The sequence below is a fragment of the Acetobacter sp. DmW_043 genome, from assembly GCF_002153485.1.
Taxonomy (GTDB): Bacteria; Pseudomonadota; Alphaproteobacteria; order Acetobacterales; family Acetobacteraceae; genus Acetobacter; species Acetobacter thailandicus.
The window spans coordinates 62,659-80,701 of sequence record NZ_JOMN01000027.1 but is presented as its reverse complement, the minus strand read 5'-3'; the positions used below and the strand labels follow the sequence as shown (position 1 = coordinate 80,701).

Annotated in this window: 15 protein-coding genes; 3 read left to right on the top strand and 12 right to left on the bottom strand. The window is 53.2% G+C overall.

Going from position 1 to position 18,043, the window contains the following annotated elements; genetic code table 11:
* Window positions 1-24: 24 nt before the first annotated feature.
* The 9 genes from rpsP to ubiA all read right to left on the bottom strand — a co-directional run bounded on the left by rpsP (window position 25) and on the right by ubiA (window position 9,814).
* Window positions 25-372 carry a 30S ribosomal protein S16 gene (gene rpsP / locus HK11_RS08625; protein ID WP_086554944.1) on the bottom strand — a complete coding sequence of 116 codons (348 nt, stop codon included), beginning with the start codon at window positions 370-372 and terminating at the stop codon, window positions 25-27.
* A gap of 45 nt (window positions 373-417) precedes the next feature.
* Complete coding sequence (ffh, locus tag HK11_RS08620; protein ID WP_086555041.1) at window positions 418-1,815, bottom strand: signal recognition particle protein; 1,398 nt, start codon at window positions 1,813-1,815, stop codon at window positions 418-420.
* A 116-nt stretch (window positions 1,816-1,931) separates the two neighbouring features.
* Window positions 1,932-2,420, bottom strand: coding sequence for a Spy/CpxP family protein refolding chaperone (locus HK11_RS08615; RefSeq protein WP_086554943.1), 489 nt, complete (start codon window positions 2,418-2,420; stop codon window positions 1,932-1,934).
* A gap of 324 nt (window positions 2,421-2,744) precedes the next feature.
* Window positions 2,745-3,458, bottom strand: a complete 714-nt coding sequence (locus tag HK11_RS08610) for an ATP12 family chaperone protein (protein WP_086554942.1) — start codon at window positions 3,456-3,458, stop codon at window positions 2,745-2,747.
* A 29-nt stretch (window positions 3,459-3,487) separates the two neighbouring features.
* Window positions 3,488-5,650 carry an AsmA family protein gene (locus HK11_RS08605; protein WP_086554941.1) on the bottom strand — a complete coding sequence of 721 codons (2,163 nt, stop codon included), beginning with the start codon at window positions 5,648-5,650 and terminating at the stop codon, window positions 3,488-3,490.
* A gap of 45 nt (window positions 5,651-5,695) precedes the next feature.
* A complete protein-coding gene (locus tag HK11_RS08600) occupies window positions 5,696-6,682 on the bottom strand; it encodes an RluA family pseudouridine synthase (protein WP_086554940.1) in 987 nt (328 codons plus the stop codon).
* A 10-nt stretch (window positions 6,683-6,692) separates the two neighbouring features.
* On the bottom strand, window positions 6,693-8,072 hold the full coding sequence (locus tag HK11_RS08595) for a replication-associated recombination protein A (RefSeq protein ID WP_198943243.1): 1,380 nt from the start codon (window positions 8,070-8,072) through the stop codon (window positions 6,693-6,695).
* A gap of 77 nt (window positions 8,073-8,149) precedes the next feature.
* Window positions 8,150-8,830, bottom strand: coding sequence for an outer membrane lipoprotein carrier protein LolA (locus HK11_RS08590; protein ID WP_233133401.1), 681 nt, complete (start codon window positions 8,828-8,830; stop codon window positions 8,150-8,152).
* A gap of 60 nt (window positions 8,831-8,890) precedes the next feature.
* Window positions 8,891-9,814, bottom strand: coding sequence for a 4-hydroxybenzoate octaprenyltransferase (gene ubiA / locus HK11_RS08585; protein WP_086554938.1), 924 nt, complete (start codon window positions 9,812-9,814; stop codon window positions 8,891-8,893).
* A gap of 129 nt (window positions 9,815-9,943) precedes the next feature.
* On the opposite strand from ubiA, the gene HK11_RS08580 reads away from it, so the two are divergent.
* Window positions 9,944-10,708: a 16S rRNA (uracil(1498)-N(3))-methyltransferase gene (locus HK11_RS08580; RefSeq protein ID WP_086555039.1), complete on the top strand. Its 765-nt coding sequence runs from the start codon at window positions 9,944-9,946 to the stop codon at window positions 10,706-10,708.
* 55 nt (window positions 10,709-10,763) lie between these two features.
* The gene (locus tag HK11_RS08575; RefSeq protein ID WP_086554937.1) at window positions 10,764-12,191 is read left to right on the top strand and encodes a glutamate--cysteine ligase; all 1,428 of its coding nucleotides are present in this window, start codon (window positions 10,764-10,766) and stop codon (window positions 12,189-12,191) included.
* Here HK11_RS08575 and HK11_RS08570 read toward each other — a convergent pair whose 3' ends face one another.
* Window positions 12,192-13,586 (bottom strand): MFS transporter, encoded by a 1,395-nt coding sequence (locus tag HK11_RS08570; protein WP_086554936.1) that lies wholly within the window; start codon window positions 13,584-13,586, stop codon window positions 12,192-12,194.
* A gap of 217 nt (window positions 13,587-13,803) precedes the next feature.
* Here HK11_RS08570 and HK11_RS08565 point away from each other — a divergent pair, with 217 nt between their 5' ends.
* Window positions 13,804-15,147 carry a gluconate:H+ symporter gene (locus tag HK11_RS08565; RefSeq protein ID WP_086555038.1) on the top strand — a complete coding sequence of 448 codons (1,344 nt, stop codon included), beginning with the start codon at window positions 13,804-13,806 and terminating at the stop codon, window positions 15,145-15,147.
* Window positions 15,148-15,196: 49 nt separating this feature from the next.
* Here HK11_RS08565 and der read toward each other — a convergent pair whose 3' ends face one another.
* Both der and HK11_RS08555 read right to left on the bottom strand, forming a co-directional pair.
* Window positions 15,197-16,657, bottom strand: a complete 1,461-nt coding sequence (gene der / locus HK11_RS08560; protein WP_086554935.1) for a ribosome biogenesis GTPase Der — start codon at window positions 16,655-16,657, stop codon at window positions 15,197-15,199.
* The gene (locus tag HK11_RS08555) at window positions 16,650-18,041 is read right to left on the bottom strand and encodes a PQQ-like beta-propeller repeat protein (RefSeq protein WP_086554934.1); all 1,392 of its coding nucleotides are present in this window, start codon (window positions 18,039-18,041) and stop codon (window positions 16,650-16,652) included. Before HK11_RS08555 ends, der begins: the two co-directional genes overlap by 8 nt.
* Between the last annotated feature and the right edge of the window lie 2 nt (window positions 18,042-18,043).

Sequence of the window (18,043 nt, the reverse complement as noted above, 5' to 3'; positions counted from 1 at the left end):
AATCTGCTTTGCTCGTTTTCAGACTCAGGCTGCTGCAGCAGCTTTAGCAGCAGCTTCAGCGCGTGCCTGAGCTTTTTTCTTTGGCGCAGACTGTTTTGGCTGCTCAGCGTAAGCTGGTTTTGGTGCCAGACCAGCATGACCCAGGAAACGGGCAACACGGTCAGTTGGCTGTGCACCCTGTGACAGCCAGTGCGTGATGCGCTCGTTAATCAGACGTACGCGGTCAGCGTGCTCTGATGGCAGCATTGGGTTGTAAGCGCCAACTTTTTCGATAAAGCGACCATCGCGGGGTGAACGGCTGTCAGCTACTACAATGTGGTAGTAAGGACGTTTTTTTGCACCAGCGCGAGCAAGGCGAATTTTAAGACTCATTCAGACTTCTCCAGATCTATACAAATTCAGACAAAAACAAACTGATCAGCGAAAGGGGCGACCGCCACCACCAGGTGGACCATTCCCCATTCCTTTCGGCATGAGCGCAGATAAGCCCTGGCGCATAAGACCTTTCACGCCCAGCTTGCTAAAACGCTTCATCATATCGGACATCATTCCAAACTGCTTGAGCAGCTTATTGACATCCTGAACTGTCGTCCCTGACCCGGCAGCAATACGTTTTTTACGTGACGCCTTGATAATAGCAGGCGTTTTGCGCTCTTTTCTGGTCATGGAGGAAATAATTGCAAGGTGTTTATTAAGAATACTCGTATCGAGCTCCTTATCACCCATTGCTTCTTTAACTTTGTTCATACCTGGCAGCATGCCCATGATGCCGGAAATGGAACCCATTTTGCTGATCTGACGAATTTGCGAGGCATAATCGTCAAGATCGAACTTACCGGCCATCATTTTTTTGGCCAGGCGTTCGCCCTCTTCATGATCGAGGGTATCAGCCGCTTTTTCTACCAGGCCGGCAATATCGCCAAGGCCAAGAATACGGCCGGCAACACGCTCAGGATGGAACTCTTCCAGAGCATCAAGCTTCTCACCAGATCCCGTCAGTTTAATCGGTGCGCCGGTAATTGCCTTCATAGACAGTGCAGCACCACCGCGTGCGTCACCATCCATTCGGGTCATGACCACACCGGTAACACCGACTGCCTCGTTAAAGGCTTTGGCTGTATTCACCGCATCCTGACCGGTCATGGCGTCAACAACCAGCAATGTTTCAGCCGGGTTTGTCACCGCACGCACCTGACGCACTTCATCCATCAGCACTTCATCGATGGAGAGGCGACCAGCCGTATCAAGAATAACGACGTCAAACCCTTCGAGGCGCGCTGTTTCCATTGCGCGACGCGCAATATCAACAGGACTCTGACCAGGGACAATTGACAATGACGGTACTGCCGCCTGCTTTGCCAGCTGTTCAAGCTGAAGCTGCGCGGCTGGCCGCTGGGTATCAAGCGAGGCCAGAAGAACTTTTTTACGCTCGCGGTTTTTAAGCCAGAGAGCAATTTTACCTGATGTCGTAGTTTTACCGGACCCCTGCAAACCTACCATCAGCACCGGAACCGGCGGGACAGCATTCAGGTTGAGGGGAACTGCACCGGCACCACCAAGTGCATCAATCAGGGCATCGTTAACGATTTTCGCAACAGCCTGACCGGGAGAAATGCTCTCAAGCACCTCGGCGCCGACTGCCCGCTCTTTTACTTTATTAACAAAGTCACGAACAACAGGAAGCGCCACGTCTGCATCCAGCATAGCCAGACGCACTTCGCGCATTGCCTCTATAACGTCCGCCTCAGACAGCGCACCACGTTTGGCGAGTCCGTCAAAAACTCCGGATAGCCTGCCTGAAAGAGCCTCGAACAATGGCCTGTTACTCCATGCAAAAATCCACCACTGCGCGAACACTCGCGGAGTGGTGGTCCTGTGATTTAACAGAGGGGTTAAGCCACCCCCCCGAACAAGTCAAGAAAAACTATATATTATTTTGTTACGTCAGGGTGACGCAGCTGGTGAAGCTGATCCATCAGAGCGCGCTCTTTCGTTTCGCGGTCTTTGATTTGTGTCAGCTGCTCAGGGGTCAGCACATCATGGATCTGCTCCATCACATCGAGATGCTGCATATCACGCTGCGCACGAATTGTTGCCAGCTGCTGCTGCAATGACGCAATTTTATCACGATCAAGCTTACCTGGCTGGCTCAGCAGGTCCTGGATCTGTGTATGAAGATCACGCTCAGACTCACGGCTCTGGTCACCTTCCTCCTGGTTATGTGCTTTTTTGAAAATAGCATCAATCTGCTTATGCTGTTTTTTCGTCAGATCAGCACCCATGAAAAAATCAGGACCCGGGCCAGGGCCCATGCCATGATGCATCATGGGAGGCGGACATGCCTGAGCAGAGGCAGACTGCGCAGCCAGAGCAAAACCGGAAACAGCAAGAACTGCCAGAAAACCTTTTTTGAATGTCATGAAACCCAAAGCCTTTTCTTTAATATTCTGTCTGATTACAAAAACATACTTACATATCTATCAGAGCAGAACAAATATAAACATGAAGCCTGAACAGGTTATCCCATAGCATATACAATAGCGGCAACAGGAATAAGAGGCAGCGCAAGCCATGCGCCCATGGCGCATTTCGCAGAAAAACGAACGAAACGCTCATTTTTATTAAAAACCACCGTTAAAAACCTCCCTTTGCCAGTCACCTGATAAGAAGGGCAATTTTCTGCCCTGATTTCTTATGTAAGAAGCCGGAAAGGCAAATTCATGGCAGGTTTTTAAAAGTTTGCTTCATTTTTGACACAACAGACTTCTGAACCTCAGCACATCAGCAACATCACGAACTTTTGCTGCCATGCGGTCAGTAATTGCGATATCTGCTCCCCAGCGTTCCATCTGACTTTGCTCATCAAGCATCGCACACTTCACCAGAGCTTCTGCATCCTCGTCACTTTTTAATGCAGCCAGACCCAGAACAAGACTCCCCAGCACCGGCACAGCAACAGCAAGCACTGTAAGTTCAGCAGGCGTCATGCTCTCCAGAGCATCCCTTAAAGCTTTCACGGCTTCAGGGGGCTGCGTAATCGGCATAATCCCTTCCGTTACCTGAAGGCTGGCACCAAAAGTACGGGCACACCAGCTCAGCCACCTCCCCCACTGCTCCTCCTGGAGACGGGAAAGCTCCGACCAGTTATCTGCACGGTAGCACAGCAGGTCACTATGCGCATAAGCCAGAAGAGCCTCTGTCATCCCCTCACGCTCAGCAGGCACACGCTCAGTCATGGTGCCACACAGGCCGGTCAGGGGCAGTTCATCAACGTGAAACAGCTCGCCCGGCCCTTTCCCGGCCTGACGCCACTCCGCAGCCAGAGCCTCAGCCAGAGGCTGAGCGGACACATGCAGCAATGTCCGGCCCGGCAGCCTGAGAGGGCGACCGTCAAGATGGATTACCCAGCCATTATCCTGAGGCACAACATCAACATCTTTCCAGAAACGTTTTTTCATTCCGGACTGTGTATTTTGCTGATTGTTACTCAATGGAACAGCCCCAGACCACGCAGCATGTTCATTACTTTTCCGCCTTTTTCTTTCGCTGGCGGAGCTGGTTCCGGCCCGGCTTCACCTTCCCGTGCGGAAGACAGCAAGGCAGGGCAGCTATCATCCTCTCCGTCATTTTTACCAATCGTCAGCCCATAACGGCCGCTGCTGTTTGGCTCCATTTTAATAACAGGATTGTATGATGAGCCGCTGACAAGCACATCAGATTCAGCCGAATTCCCGGCCAGCATCAGTGTTGGTGCAAGGTGCAGGTCGAGATCTGTCGTGTTCAGGTTAACGGTACCATGACCATGCAGTGACAGAAAACGACTTTGCAACCCAAGCAGGTCAATTGTCGCCACACCGTCAGCAAGCTGCATATGCGTACCAAAGCAACGTACAGAGACCTCCTGCTTCATCGGGATTTTATTCATCGTCAGAGAAGACAGGATTTTGCTCCCCACCTTACCATCGACAACTGAAATTCCGACATGCCCGGCTGCTGTCTGACGCAAAGCAGACATATCACGCCCCCGCGCACTGACTGTGCCAACAACAAAAGCTTCACCCTTTAACCAAGACTGAACCCCCATCCATGCATCCACAACCTGCAAAGGCAGCACAACCGGGTGAGCACTCAGCTCAGCTGCCGGTATCTCCTGCGTGACATCATAAACAAAACGGGCTGACTGCTGCACGCCGCTGCCTCTGGCCTGAATGGGGTCAGCAACAAGGTGGCCATTATTATTAACGACATGCGCAGAAAGCGCCTCCCAGCTTTGCCCCGCCCACGCAACGCGAGCAGCACTCACGTCAAGCTGTGCTGTCAGGTTACGCACAATATTTGCAAAACTATGAACCTTCGTCAGCTCAAGTGTCTCATCCGTTTCAACATGACCTTTGACACTCAGCCCGTCAAAAACAGGCTGAGACGGCCCCGTTGCCAGATGCTTCAGCTGCCCCTGAATATCAAAGGCTGAATGCTGCCCGCCCAGTTCGCCTGTAAAATGAACACCTGCATCAGAATCAGTAAGTGTCAGACTGACAGGCATACTGCTCTCAGCAGGGGCATGAAGCCAGGTCATAATCTGCTCAGCCGTACCAACTGTTCCCTTCAGCTCCAGAGAAGTGCCCTCCACTGTACCGGCAAGATCAAGGGCAACAGGAGAATCGCTCTGGGCCGCATCAAGAGTGAGGTGCTCCAGCACAACATCTTTTTTGTAAGGGCGAAGATCAAACGTACCGGTATGAATATGGAAATTCTGCAACTGAGGAATATCAGCCTTCCCGCCGATCATACCGTTAACAGAAATATTCTCTGCATGCGGCAAACCAGCACGCGGGAAGAAAGCCTGCACTGCCTGCAGCTGCCCCAGCGACCCGCCAAAACGCAGCGCATATTCACGTTGCTCAGGCTCCCCCGTCGTCAGGGTACCGTCAATATGCGCCAGACCTGCTGGCTGACCATCAACTGAAAAAGCGGCTTTTATCTGCACCGGCATCTGTGTGGCAGGATGCGGGAAAAGACGGCCGGTCTGGCCATCAACTGAGAGTTTCCCTTTGTTCTTCAGCGCATCTAAATGAAAAGATGGCGCATCAGTATCGAGAGCACCAGCCTCAAATTTTTCAACAGGCAATTCACCTGACCGGTGTTTAAGCTCATCCTGCCATTGCAGGTCCCCCTGGGTCAGCTCCAGGTTTGCAACAACGATATCCCAGTTCACTCTGCCGCCGGATGCAGCCGGCGTCGCTTCTTCCGGTGTGTTCTGCTGAGGATTAAAATGCCAGTTAGACTGACCATCCTCATCACGGTGCAGCATAATCTGCGGCTGCGAGATGCTGACATTGCTGAACACCACACGATGCTGAAACAACGGTAAAACGGAGAGCCGAACACGTACAGAAGCTGCGCTGAACATATCGTGCGCATCACTTCCAGGATCTGAAAGATGCACCCCCTGCGCCTCAACCCAGGGAAATGGCAGCAGCCAGACATGCAGCTGATCAATAGTCAGGTGGCGGCCTGTTTTTTTCTCAACAGCACTGACAATGCGCGTACGCAGCCAGCCCGCATCCTGCGTTGCTGAGATAACACATCCGCCTCCGGCAAGGACAATCGCTGCACCAGCCAGCAGACCCAGTTTTGTTTTCAGCCGCATATTTTTCTCTCCTGTCTGTTCTTCTGCTCTCCCGTAGCGCGTGAGTTACCGGCTCCGGCGGGAGGGGCCGGGCGTTGAACCAGCAACAAAACCAAGACTGCGAAATGTCTCCTGCATATGAGGAGGCAGAGCCGCACTCACCACGAGACGCCCACCGGCAGGATGCGGAATATCCAGCTCACGCGCATGCAAATGCAGCTGGTCAGCAAAACCATCAACGTGTGCTGCTTCACCCCCATATTTAGGATCACCCATAATAGGCGTGGTCAGCGATTCACAATGCACGCGCAGCTGATGCGTGCGCCCTGTCAGCGGTGACATCTCAAGCCATGAGAACTTACGGGCTGCGGCATCCACTACTTTATAAACTGTGCGGGCAAACTGCGCTTCTTTATCCTTACGGTCAGCAGCAACCATAATCGCATTAGGCCCCATACCCAGCCTGACCAGAGGCTGGTCGATCTCACCCTCCTGCGGGTCTGGCCGCCCGACAACAACAGCCCAGTATGTTTTTTTAATATCACGCCCGCGAAAGGCCGCAGCAAGTTTTGCGGCAATACCGGGCGAGCGGGCCAGCAGCAGGATTCCTGATGTATCACGGTCAATACGGTGCACCAGGCGCGGGCGCGGGTCATCCCCCTCACGCAGACCATCAAGCATCATATCAACATGCTTTGTAATACCTGGCCCGCCCTGGACTGCGAGGCCCGCAGGCTTATTGAGCACAATAACCTGCTGATCCTGATACAGCACCATGCCTTTAATTTCGCGCACCAGACGCTCATCAAGCGGCGGACGCTCATCACGTACGGGCCGTGCAGCCGACGAGACCGGAATGGGAGGCACGCGCACAGCCTGCCCGGGCTGCAAACGCGTTGATGCCTCGGCACGTTTACCGTCAACCCTGATCTGCCCGGTACGGCACAGCTTTTGCAGCGCCCCCTGCGTCAGATGCGGGTAATGACGACGAAAATAGCGATCAAGGCGAATATCGGCCTCATCTTCGCTGACAGTAAGAATAACAACACTCATGAGACGATATTTACGACTGACGTCGTTCCCGCAAAGAGGCCCACGTTTCAAGCCGGTGCCGAACCTCGCGTTCGTACCCCTTACCTGTAGGCCGGTAGAAAATCTCGCGCTTCATACCATCCGGAAAATAATTCTGCCCGGAAAAACCTTCTTCGGTGTCATGATCATACTCATAACCCTTTCCGTAGCCGATATCTTTCATCAGACGGGTTGGCGCATTCAGAATATGCGCAGGCGGCATAAGGCTGCCTGTTGCCCGGGCAGCACGACGCACCGCCTTATACGCTTTATAAACAGCATTAGACTTCGCTGCTGTTGCCAGGTGCACCACCAGCTGAGCCAGAGCAAGCTCCCCTTCGGGTGAACCAAGCCGTTCAAACGTCTCCCACGCCGCAATTGCCAGAGGCAGAGCATGAGGGTCTGCCATACCCACATCCTCAGCAGCAAAACGCGTAAGACGCCGGGCTATATAGCGCGGGTCTTCTCCCCCCTCAAGCATACGCGCAAACCAGTATAACGCAGCATCGGGGTCAGAGCCCCGCATCGACTTATGCAGGGCAGAAATGAGATTATAATGCTCCTCTCTGTCCCGGTCATAGAGCACAGCACGGCGCGCCAGCAGCTTTGACAGCCCCTGCGCATCAAAGGGCACATCTGGTTTTTTCAGACTGAAAAGCTGTTCTGCCATATTGAGCAGATAGCGACCGTCCCCATCAGCCATCGCCCGTAATGTCGCCCTGGCCTCTTTCGTGACAGGCAGATCGCTCTGCATTTCTGCCTCAGCACGACACAGCAGAGCCTCCATAGCTGCATCATCAAGGCGATTCAGAACCACGACCTGACAGCGCGACAACAGGGCTGAATTCAGCGCAAATGAAGGGTTTTCAGTGGTCGCCCCGACCAGCACAACAGTACCATCTTCAACCACGGGCAGAAAACCGTCCTGCTGAGCACGGTTAAAACGATGTATTTCATCGACAAAGAGCAGCGTGCTCCGCCCGCCCTCAGCTATATGCCGGGCCTGCTCAAATGTTTTTTTAAGGTCAGCGACACCTGAAAAAACAGCAGAAAGCTGCATAAACCTGAAACCACCTGCCTGCGCCAGCAAACGCGCTATGGTTGTTTTACCAACACCTGGACCACCCCACAGAATAAGACTGGAGAGAGAGCCACGTTCAAGCATACCCCGAAGAGAGCCATCAGCTCCCAGCAAATGATCCTGCCCGACCACATCTTCCAGCCTTTTTGGGCGCAGGCGATCGGCCAGCGGCTGCGCAGGAGCAGACCGGCCGGACGACCGCTCTACCCCGGCTGACACCGAAGGCCCGGCCTCAGGAGCTGCCTGACCAAATAAATCCTGCGGCATGGATGATGCGCTCTGCTCTGCCATATCCTCTTATCCTGCACCTGCCTGCCTGTACACGAGATGTGTATCAGACAAGAGCTGTGCCTTAACTATCATAAAAATTACTCTTCCGGCTGAGCCGGAAGTGTGAAGAGATCAGACGATACAGGCAGGTTTTTCTGCATATCTGATAATGTGACATGGGTTTCGTGCCCCTGTGCATCGAGCACACTCCATGAACTTAAAGAAACCGGCTTTTCATTAAATACCAGAGTGAGGCTGCCATCCTGCGGAGAAGAGGTGCGCACGACTGACACCTGGATCTGCCCTCCCTCTGCGTGGAAACCTGTCACCGTCACACCATCAGAGAAACTGATATGCCTGCCCAGCAATAACCCAAGGGGAGTACGCTCAACCGGGATCACTGTGGTCTGATCGAGCTGATTATCCCGAAAAACGATTTTATTGTCATTTGCCACCATCAGAATCGGAGAGGGCGGATCATACGCCAGGCGCATCTGTCCCGGACGCTTAACCCATATTGTGCCTGAAGATATTTTTCCCTCACCATCAACCTGCTGCATATGCGCCTTAAATGTTGAGGTGCTGTTCATCACGCTTTCTATACGCGCGAGCCAGGCCCGGTCTGCCGCTGTCAGCGGAGCGGCCTGCACCTCATCACCTGCGCTGCTACTTCTTACGGAAGAAGCAACCGGCGACTGCGCATATGCTACATCACCAGCTGCTCCGCAGCCGGCCAGCATCAGGAGGGACAATAAAAAGCGATAATGAACCTGTTTCATATGTATATGCTTCATCCCGGTTATGGTGCTGATCTTAGCCTGAGACATCAGTCTGTTATTTTACGCTGAAAGCGCCCCTGCAAGCAGTGCCAGCGCTACAGTAATACCAATTTCACGATTAAACCGAAACTGTGCAAGACACAGAACCGGATTATGCGGGCTTACGCTCCAGCCCTGACGTACCATAAGCGCCACAGGCAGCACAGCAAGCGGCCAGAATGCCGGCCCGGTGTGAGACAACACTGCAGCAACTGCAAGCAATACTGCGCTGATACCATAACATGCTACGATAAACCCGCGGGCTTTATTGACCCACAGACGTGAGGTCGATTTTACACCAATACGCGCATCATCTTCCATATCCTGGAAGCCATAAATTGTATCAAAGCCAAGCTGCCAGAAGATTGTCGCCGCATAAAGAGCCGCCTGCGCCCAGGACAATTGCCCGGCGGCGGCGGCGTATCCCATTGGCGCACCAAATCCAAAGGTAAAGCCCATAACGAGCTGAGGCCACCAGGTAAAACGTTTAGCCAGCGGATAGAGTGCGACCAGTATAAGAGAGGAAGCACCAAGAAGCCATGAAAGGCGATTCAGCTGAAGTAAAACACCAAGACCTGCCAGCAGTAACAGCATAAGAAACACTGCTGCCTGCTTCATGCTCAGCGCACCTGAAGCCAGCGGCCGCCCTGCTGTGCGCGTAACCTTACGGTCGATATCGCGGTCCCACATATCATTTACGACACAGCCTGCAGCCCGCATAACCAGACTGCCAATGCCAAACAATATGATGAGACGCACACGCTCACCCAACCCGACATGCTGCGGCAGAAGAATACCCCACACACCGGGCAAAAACAAAAGCCAGGTTCCAACAGGGCGGTCAAGCCGTGCCAGCAAAGCATAAGGGCGCAGTGACGGCGGCAGATACGCTATCCACCCTGTCGTTTTAATATCGGTATGGGAAGACCCTGCTGAAACAGACACGAAACGCTTTAATCCTCAGACTGGTTTTTAAAGGATGAAAGAGGTATGCCACAAATATCACCAGAGCACGAAGCCCTTATACTCAACAAAGCCTCCTTCAGTGTCCACTTTGCATCCGTTCAGGAAGCCATGAACAGCTATATTCACCTCCCCCGCCTCTATCTGACACCCTCACCCCAGCAGCCCGCCGGAGCAGGCGCACAGTTTTTGCTCGACCCGGCACAAGCCCGCTACCTTGGTACGGTTTTACGTAAGAAAAGCGGAGATTCCCTGCGGGTTTTTAATGCAGAAGCCGGCGAGTGGCGCGCCGTTATCAGCACACTGAACAAAGACAAAGGGAGCTTTGTGCTCGAAGAGCAAATGCACCCCCCGCACACTCAACCAGAACGCACTCTTGTTTTTGCCTTGCTTAAACGTGATGCAACAGATCTGGTCATCCGTATGGGAACCGAGCTGGGTGTAACGCATTTTCAGCCAGTTATTACCGAACGCACCAACACCCACCGTGCCAATACAGACCGGCTGAATTCTATTGCCCGCGAAGCTGCAGAACAATGCGAGCGCCTTGACCTGCCTCTGGTTGCTGAACCCTGCCCGCTGACCTCTCTCCTTGCCTCATGGCCTTCTGATAAAAATCTGTTCGCAGCCATTGAGCGCACCGAAGATCGTGCACCTGGTGCCTCTTTACAGCTTACAGCTGCCCGCGCAGGTGATGGCCTTCTCATCGGGCCGGAAGGCGGACTAAGCGATGCAGAATGTCAGATGCTGCTTGGTCGCACTTTTGTTACGCCTGTCTCTCTTGGTAAGCTTGTGTTAAGAGCTGATACAGCTGTGGTATCTGGCCTGACACTTATGAGCACCCTCTTGCGCTCAGCGCAGGATCAGTCACTATAGTCTTTTTACCCGTTTGCGCACTTTCATAAGTTTACCTAACAAACAGTGAGCCCTTATGCCTGTTGACCAAGATAATACTGTGCCCGCCCGCTCTGTTTCACAGCTGGCTGAAGTTCTGGCCAAAGGCTGCAAGCCGCGCGACCTCTGGCGCATTGGTACAGAGCATGAGAAATTTGGCTTTGTTCGCCCTGAAGCTGTAAGCGATGATGCTGCCCCGCAGGCAGGCAGGGCAGCTTACAGCAGCCCGCCTTATACCCCCGCTGGCATTGAAGATATGCTTACCGGCGTGCAGGCCAGTGAACCTGACAACTGGAAACCTGTTCTCGATGCCGGAAAAATTATTGGCCTGACAGGGCAGAATGCCGCCAGAGGCTCTGCCATATCGCTTGAGCCGGCCGGCCAGTTCGAACTGTCTGGTGCACCGCTGGAAACACTGCATCAGACAGCGCAGGAACTCAGTGAACATTATGAAACTGTACGCCCGCTGGCGCGCAGGCTGGGTCTTGGCTTCTCCCCTCTGGGCTTTCACCCGACAGCGTCGCGGGCTGACCTGCCGTGGATGCCCAAATCACGCTACAACATCATGAAAAACTACATGCCCAAAGTCGGAACAATGGGCCTGGACATGATGCAGCGCACCTGCACTGTGCAGGTTAACCTTGATTTTGGCTCTGAGCAGGACATGGTGCGCAAAATGCAGGTTGCCATGGCGTTACAGCCGGTTGCAACCGCTCTGTTTGCGAACTCACCGTTTGTCGAGGGCAAAGCTACAAAATTCCTCTCCAACCGTGCGAGAGCATGGACTGACACTGACAATGCCCGTGCCGGCATGCCAGCCTGTGTCTTTTCAGACAATTTCAGCTTTGAAAGCTACGTTGAGTGGGCGCTTGACGTGCCAATGTATTTCATTATGCGTGATGGCAAAATGCGTGATGTGTCAGGCCGCTCTTTCCGTGCATGGATGAACGGAGACCGCCAGGATGGTCTGGAGGATGTCACCCCGACCCTCAGTGACTTTGAAGACCACCTGACAACAGCTTTCCCTGATGTGCGTCTTAAACAGTTCCTGGAAATGCGTGGTGCAGATGCCGGTTCACAGGAAATGATGCTCGCTCAGTCTGCCCTGTGGGTTGGCCTGCTCTATGATGATGCAGCCCTTGAATCAGCCTATAAGCTGGTCAAAATGCGCCCATGGGAGGATTACGTGAAGATGAGAGCTCTTGTGCCTGCACAGGCTCTCGACACGCCGTGGGGTGAAGGAACTGTGCGTGACCTGGCTGCACAGATGATCGCCATTGCAATGGATGGCCTCCAGGCCAGAGGCAACGTGGATGAAGAAAGCGGCGTCGATGAATGGGTTTATCTCTCACCACTGACCTCTCTGGTCGCCGGGGCACCCACACAGGCTGAACGCTGGCTTGAGCGTTACTACGGAGCCTGGATGGGTGATGTCAGCCGCATCTTCCTCGAAAGTGAAATCTGACTACCTTTTTTTTGTTAAAAGACGACTTGCACTTAACGCTGCGGCCAGAAGCGCGACACAGGCCGCAGCAAGCAGACAGGCATGAGTGCCATTGCTTAAAAACTGCGCAAAAAATGCGGCAACACCCATAGCACCAAATGTCTGCCCGGCCTGCCGCGCGACCTGCACCATACCACTTGCACCACCAGCCCGGCCACCGGGGGCTGCAACCATCATGGCACGGTTATTGGGCGGCTGAAAAAAACCAAAACCGTAACCAGCTATAAATATACGCCACACAATATCCCACACAGCAGGGTGTTCAGGCAGCATCCACAGGCAGAAAAAACCAAATGAAGTCATGCTCAGCCCGATGGATGACAACAACCCTGCAGACACCGTATCTGTCACCCGCCGGATAAAGGGGGCCGCACAGATAATGCCAATCGGCCAGGGAGTAATTAAAAGCCCTGTTGCGGATGGGGAAAAGCCAAGCCTGTCATGCAGCATAAAAGGCATTGAAACGATAAAAAAATTAGAGGCCACAAAACCACAAAAACCTGTAAGAAACGCTACGGTAAATTCAGGCTTCTTTAACAGATCAACCGGAAAAATCGGATGAAGCACATCAGCTTCATGGATCACCAGCAGCACCCCGGCAAGAATACCAGCAGCAAGCAAACCGCAGGAGAGAAGAATGTTCTCCTGATGCGCCAGACCGTCGCCCCCCATCACAATGGCGCCAAAAAAGACAACACATAAAAAGCTGCCCGTAAGGTCAGGGTTTTTACCACTGCGTGGCACATCAGGCAGAGCAATAAACGCCATTATAAGTGCTGCAATGCCAAGCGGGAGATTAATCCAGAACAGCCATGGCCATGACGCTACGCTCAGAATAGCCGCAGCAGCCGTTGGCCCCAGGGCAACCCCTACCGCTACAACCACACCATTCAGCGCAATGCCCCGCCCTATTTCAGCGTGGGGGTAAATAAAGCGAATGAGAGCAATATTTACGCTCATGATACAGGCACCGCCAATACCCTGCACAGCACGGGACACAGCCAGCACAGGCAATGATGTTGCCGTAGCACACAACACGGACGAGGCCATAAATATGACAATACCGACCTGACACAGACGGGCAAACCCCACCCTGCTTCCCAGTGCTGCCAGGGGCAGAAGAGAAACCAGACTGGAGAGCTGATAAGCATTAACCACCCAGATAGCTGATGAAGCTGACGATTTCAGGTCTGTTGCAATATTGGGCAAAGCCACATTGGCAATTGCATAATCAAGAAGGGATAAAAGAACCGAGAGTGACACAGCAAGCACGGCGAGCGTACGCGCCGACCCATAAAGTCCCTGCCTCTCTTCACCTGATGACACCAGCTGAGGTCTTTGCACAGTTTCAACCATAGTGTGAACAAACCTCTTTATGTTTTAACACTCTCTATACGCTGTTATGCTATGTGCCACTCTTCACGACCTAGCGAAAGACCAGACTAGAATACTCCTGTTTAACCCGGCACACCTTCTGCTTCCCAAAAGAGGAAACTATTTTAACTGCTCTTTCTTCTCTCTGATGATCTCCACTCTTGACAGAGCGGCTATATACCCATCCAACATGCCTGCTATGACACCTTTACTCGCTACCGGCCTCACCTCATCCGCCATTGTTGCTCTGATCGTGCTCATCGGCTGGGTGCGCCTTAACCCATTTATTACACTCTTTGTCGTTTCCATCGGTCTGGCAATGATAACAGGCATGCCTGCTCCTGCCGCTATCTCGTCATTCGAGGCGGGCATGGGCCATGTCCTCGGGCATGTTGCCGGTGTCATTGCAATGGGAACTATGCTTGGTAAAATTCTGGCTGAAACCGGTGGTGCTGATCAGATCGCCCTGACTATCTCGCGCATTGCCGGTAAAAAACGCCTGAGCTGGGCCATGATGGTTATAGGCCTGCTTGTGGGCCTGCCTGTTTTCTTCGAAGTCGGCTTTGTGTTACTTATTCCGCTGGCTATGATCCTGAGCCGACGCAATGATATTGCCCTGACACGGCTCGCCTTTCCTATGGCTGCAGCTTTATCTGTGACCCATGCGATGGTGCCGCCTCATCCTGCAACGCTGCTTGCCTGCACAGCCTACCATGCCAATACCGCACGCACCCTCTTCTGGGGGATCGTTATCGGCACACCCATCGCAGCTATTGCCGGCCCCGTTTATACCCGCCTGATTGTCCCCTGCCTCGGGCATGTGGAGCCAAGCCCTCTCGAAGATCAGTTTACTCATGCACGGGAGAGCAAGAAGCTACCTTCTTTCCTGCTCTCCAGCTTCACCCTTCTTGCTCCGGTGGCACTCATGCTGGGCGGAGCCATGGCAGATTTCATCTGGTCACCAGGTTCCTGGATTTATGATCTGCTTCATTTCCTTGGGAATATGGACATCGCCCTGCTGGTCGCGACCCTTCTGTCATTCTGGCTTCTGGGCAGTGTGTGCGGTTTTTCACGCGAGACTATTCTTCGCTTCTCTAACGAGTGCCTTGCTCCGACTGCGACCATCATGCTGCTGATTGGCGCAGGTGGTGGCTTTGGGCGCGAACTGATCGACAGCGGACTTTCACACGCTATTACCGACATGGCTCTTAACGTGCATGTACCCCTGATTGTTCTGGCGTGGCTCCTGGCTTTACTCGTCCGCGTTGCCACCGGCTCTGCCACAGTTGCCACCACAACGGCATCGGGCATTGTCGGACCAATACTGGCGACAAGTCATTCGGTCTCGCCTGAGCTGCTGGTGATCGTCACCGGTGCGGGCTCGGTTGGACTTAGCCTGATGAATGATGCGGGTTTCTGGCAGATGAAAGAATATCTGGGGATGAACCTCAAACAGACACTCAAAAGCTGGACTGCGATTGAGAGCCTTATTGCTGTTCTGGGGTTAATGATCTGCTGGCCACTTTCGTGGTTTATTCACTAAGAGCAGAACTCTGGCCGCACCAGGCGGCCAGACAGACGTCGCTTTAAAATTAACGACGCTTCTGATCAGCGTATGGGTTTTTGGTCCCACGCAGCTGAAGACGTACTGGCACACCTGGCAGATCAAACGTCTCACGCAGGCCATTAACCAGATAACGTTTATAGTCATCGGGAAGCAGTTCAGCACGGGTACCGAACAAAATAAACGTAGGCGGACGAGACTTTGCCTGCGTCATATAGCGCAGCTTAAGACGACGACCATCAACCAGTGGTGGTGCATGACGCTCAAGCATCCCCTCAAGCCAGCGATTCAGTGCACCGGTTGAGATACGGGCATTCCATACCGTACAGGTCTCACGCACGACAGGAAGCAATCTGCCCACACCCGCCCCCGTCAAAGCCGAGAACGTCACAACAGGTATACCACGCATCTGTGTCAGAGAGATACTCAGACGGTCAAGAATGGCCTTGCGGGTCTCATTCCGGTTTTCAACAGCGTCCCACTTGTTCAGTGCCAGAACACAGGCACGCCCTTCACGTTCAATCAGGCGGGCAATCTGCAGGTCCTGCTCGTGCACTCCAAGGGTTGCATCGAGAACCAGAACAACAACCTCTGCCATTTTCAAAGCTTCAATCGAAGCTGATGTTGACATCTTCTCGAGCGATTCATCAATACGGGCTTTACGACGCAACCCTGCCGTATCGACAATTTCAAACTCTTCGCCGTTATCATGGAGCAGAGCCGAAATAGAGTCACGAGTCAGGCCTGGCTCAGGTCCGGTAATCATCCGCTCTTCGCCCAGCAGGCAGTTCATCAGTGTCGATTTACCTGCATTGGGACGGCCAACAATAGCAATACGCACAGGACCGGGAGGCCGTTCTGGCAGAACGTATTCCTCACCCTCTTCCGGCTGAACCTCAGGAATAATTTCCGGCTCGAACTCCGGTTCTTCTTCTGGTGGCTCTTCAGGCAGATGATCAACAATTTCGAACATCAGGTCAGAGAGACCTTCACCATGCTCTGCTGAAACAGGAACAGGTTCGCCAAGTCCCAGAGCATACGATTCCATAACTGAAGCCGCGCCGGAACGCCCCTCAGCTTTGTTAGCTACCAGCAAAACGGGCAGGTTCTGACGACGCACCCAGCGGGCAAAATGCTGGTCAGCAGGTGTAACCCCTGCACGGGCGTCAATGCAGAACAAAATCAGCGCAGCCTGTGCCACAGCCTCTTCAGAGGAAGTGCGCATACGCCCGAACAGCGTTTCAGGAGCGGCCTCTTCAAGGCCTGCCGTATCAATCAGGCGGACTTTACGCCCGCGGATAACAGCCAGCCCTTCCTTACGGTCACGCGTGACACCGGGGGTATCAGCAACCAGAGCCTGCCTGCGCCCTACCAGACGATTAAAAAGCGTTGATTTACCAACATTCGGGCGACCCGCGATAACAACAACGGGTAAATCTGCGGTCGGTAACGGTGCTACCGGGCGCATAGGTTTACGACGATCAGCCATAAGAACGCAGCTTTCCGTCATTTGTAATAATCAGCATTTGCTCATCAACAACAATCGGAGGCACATAAGAGACATCTTTCGATGCCTCTACTTCTATGAGCGCTCCGTTTACAGGGTTAACTCTGACAAAACCATTTTCAACCAGAGTACTCATACAAATCAGCTGACCACCGGCCATAACCGGACCAATCCAGCTGATAATATCTTTACTAACTTCAACACGACGAAAACGCCGCAGCTGCGTAATCCAGCGCACATGCCCTGACAAACGGTCAATACAAATCAGCTGCTCATCAAGCGAGAGAACATACAGCCAGTCACCAACACAAAGGATGCTGTTCTGACTGGCAATAGCGGATTCCCACAATCTGCGACCTGTACGAATATCAACCGCAACCAGAACCTGCGCCATGCTGACAGCATAAACCACGCTATCAACAATAACGGGCAACCCTCGGACACAGGAGAGGTTAAGCGTACTGGCCTGACTGTTTACGTCGCCGAGCATATCACTCCAGACAACCTCACCGGTCTCAGCACGAAAAGCTATCAGCTCACCGCCACCAAAACCCGCAATAACAATGCCATTGGCATAAGCCGGGGCTGGCTGACCAAAGACCGTTGTCTCGACCTCTGACGCAGCATAGGTCCATATCTGCCCGCCGTTTTTCGCATCAAGTGCGTAAAACGTTTCATCAAGTGCGCCACAAAATAAACGACCATCAACCAGGGTTGGTGCAGAACGCCCGGGGGCTGACAGGGCCGCACGCCACAGTGGTTTTCCGGTTGTAGCGTTTATCGCTATAGCCTGGCCGATGCCACACACGGCATAAACCGTATCGCCGTCAACAGCGAGACCACCGCCAATGTTGCTGGATTTGGAACGTGAACCAGGATTAAACGTCCAGATATGTGTCATACGCGGCCAGGCGTAAGCACGAATAAAGCCCTGGGCATCCATAAAGAACAGACGGCCACCTTTTATCACAGGCGGGGACTGAATAATGCCTCGTCCAAACGAACCAAGAGCAGCCCATGCAAGCAGGTCAGGCTCTGAGATACCGGCACCGACATCTTTAGCCCAGCGCTCATTCAGACCATGCCACACATAATTATCACTGACATGAGAAGGCTGACGCCCGACCATCTGCCAGTCGTGCACCGTAACAGCGGGCGGCAAAGAAATCGGGTTATGATCTTCCCGGTCAACAGCAAGCTTTACACCTGAAGATAAAACATCGGTTCTGTGCCCGACCAGAATAGGCTTCTCGTTATCTTCAAACATGCTGCATCCGGCCAGAAACGGCAAAGAGGTCGCAGCTGTCAGCAACGACCTCCGGTTTATCTGACCTCTGGACCGACGAGCGGTGTCTTTTTTACGCATAA

Coding starts and splice junctions, on each gene's coding strand:
- rpsP (WP_086554944.1), bottom strand. CDS start 372: ATGAGTCTTAAAATTCGCCTTGCTCGCGCTGGTGCAAAAAAACGTCCT.
- HK11_RS08615 (WP_086554943.1), bottom strand. CDS start 2,420: ATGACATTCAAAAAAGGTTTTCTGGCAGTTCTTGCTGTTTCCGGTTTT.
- HK11_RS08610 (WP_086554942.1), bottom strand. CDS start 3,458: ATGAAAAAACGTTTCTGGAAAGATGTTGATGTTGTGCCTCAGGATAAT.
- HK11_RS08605 (WP_086554941.1), bottom strand. CDS start 5,650: ATGCGGCTGAAAACAAAACTGGGTCTGCTGGCTGGTGCAGCGATTGTC.
- HK11_RS08600 (WP_086554940.1), bottom strand. CDS start 6,682: ATGAGTGTTGTTATTCTTACTGTCAGCGAAGATGAGGCCGATATTCGC.
- HK11_RS08595 (WP_198943243.1), bottom strand. CDS start 8,072: ATGGCAGAGCAGAGCGCATCATCCATGCCGCAGGATTTATTTGGTCAG.
- HK11_RS08590 (WP_233133401.1), bottom strand. CDS start 8,830: ATGAAACAGGTTCATTATCGCTTTTTATTGTCCCTCCTGATGCTGGCC.
- HK11_RS08580 (WP_086555039.1), top strand. CDS start 9,944: ATGAACAGCTATATTCACCTCCCCCGCCTCTATCTGACACCCTCACCC.
- HK11_RS08575 (WP_086554937.1), top strand. CDS start 10,764: ATGCCTGTTGACCAAGATAATACTGTGCCCGCCCGCTCTGTTTCACAG.
- HK11_RS08570 (WP_086554936.1), bottom strand. CDS start 13,586: ATGGTTGAAACTGTGCAAAGACCTCAGCTGGTGTCATCAGGTGAAGAG.
- HK11_RS08565 (WP_086555038.1), top strand. CDS start 13,804: ATGACACCTTTACTCGCTACCGGCCTCACCTCATCCGCCATTGTTGCT.
- der (WP_086554935.1), bottom strand. CDS start 16,657: ATGGCTGATCGTCGTAAACCTATGCGCCCGGTAGCACCGTTACCGACC.
- HK11_RS08555 (WP_086554934.1), bottom strand. CDS start 18,041: ATGCGTAAAAAAGACACCGCTCGTCGGTCCAGAGGTCAGATAAACCGG.